Source organism: Streptomyces jumonjinensis, from assembly GCF_009600885.1.
Classification (GTDB): domain Bacteria; phylum Actinomycetota; class Actinomycetes; order Streptomycetales; family Streptomycetaceae; genus Streptomyces; species Streptomyces jumonjinensis.
In genome coordinates, this window is record NZ_VCLA01000043.1 from 1 (window position 1) to 1,520 (window position 1,520).

1 protein-coding gene is annotated in these 1,520 nt (G+C 68.2%); it reads right to left on the reverse strand.

The window, feature by feature from the left end; translation table 11 throughout:
• On the reverse strand, positions 1–1,454 hold a 1,454-nt coding region (locus FF041_RS05850), incomplete at its 3' end, for a glycoside hydrolase family 27 protein (protein ID WP_153521325.1).
• Positions 1,455–1,520 lie beyond the last annotated feature (66 nt).

Here is a 1,520-nt window from a genome sequence, read left to right on the forward strand (position 1 = left end):
TCCACCGTCGAACCAGCGGTGTAGGAGGCGTTCTCGGCCTCATGGCGGACGGTGTTCCCGGCGGCCGGAGCAGCGCGGATCAGCCGGGTCTCGCCCGGTCGCAGGGTGACGCTGTAGGAGTCGGCGACCGCTCCGCCGTCCCGGCCGGACCAGAGATCGGTGACCTGGGCGGTGCCGGTGAAGCCGGCCTGGGCCCAGGTGACGCTGACGGTCTGGTTGCCGGAGGCGCCGGTGTTGAAGAGGGCGATGACATGGTCGCCGTCGGCCTCGCGTTTGCTCCAGACCTGTTTCGCGCCGGAGTTCACGATCCGCTTCGCCGCGACGCCGTCCTGATTGACGGCGATGAGCCGCTCATTGGTGAGCATCGCCGTGTCGGTGGTGTTGAGCGCGGTGAGATCGGTGCCGAGGAGCAGCGGTGAGGCGGCCATCGCCCAGAGGGTCAGATGGGAGCGGCGCTGGTCGGCGGTGAGTCCGACCTGATCGCCGTTGCCGATCTGGAGGGAGTCCAGGTCGTTCCAGCCGCCGGGGCCCGCGTACTGCTGCCAGTTGGCGGCGCTGGTGAAGCGGGAGGTGATGTGGCCCCAGTCGGTGAGGGGGTAGCCGCTGCCGTTGGGTCCCGGTCCGCAGTAGCACTCGACGTCGCCCTGGGTGCGCCAGCTGTTGGCGAGCTGCCGCCAGGTGGGCGCGTCGGCGATGGCGAGATTGTTGGAGAGGGCGTAGTTGATGGGCCGGCCGGTGGCGCGCAGGGCCTTGTCCCAGGCGCGGACGTCGGGGATGTCGTGGCTGCCGACGCCGTCGATCTTGAGGTAGTCGACGCCCCAGCTCGCGAACTGGCGGGCCCAGGAGTTCACGAACTCCTGGGAGCCGGGCTTGCTGTAGTCGATGTAGTACATGTTCTTGCAGTTGTAGTTCTTCTCCTGCTTGCTGGTGTCGGCGATGTCCTTGGCCCGGTACGGGGTTCCTTCGATGGGGGTGTTCCGGGTGACGGCGTTCTTGGCGATGCCGGGGGTGACGTAGAAGCCGAACTTCAGTCCTTTGTCGTGGATGTAGTCGGCGAGCGCTTTGATCCCGGAGGGGAATTTCTTCTCGTCCACGGCCCAGCGGCCGTAGTCGTCGACGATGAAGCCGTTGGCGTCGCACTTCTGGTAGAAGTCGTCCAGGTTGATATGGATGTAGCCCTTGTCTTTGAGGCCGCTGCTGAGCATCGCGTCCGCTTGGGCCTTGATCTTGGCCTCGGTGGGCCAGCGGCGTACGAAGCTCCAGCTGGACCAGCCCATGGCGGGCCGGATGGAGAGTCCGTTGTCGGAGGCGGCGGCCGGGGGCGGGTCGGTGAGCTGCCCGGCGGCGGCCAGCGGCAGGGCGAGGGCGAGTGCCAGGGCGCGGCGGAGGGGCGCGGTGCGCCGTGCTCCGGCGGTACGGGAGAGGGGGGTTCTGCTCCCCGGTGGTCGCGGCATGGTCACTCCACATCGAGGTAGTCGAGGTTGGGTGCGCCGTTCGCGGTGGTCGCGGATACCCGGATG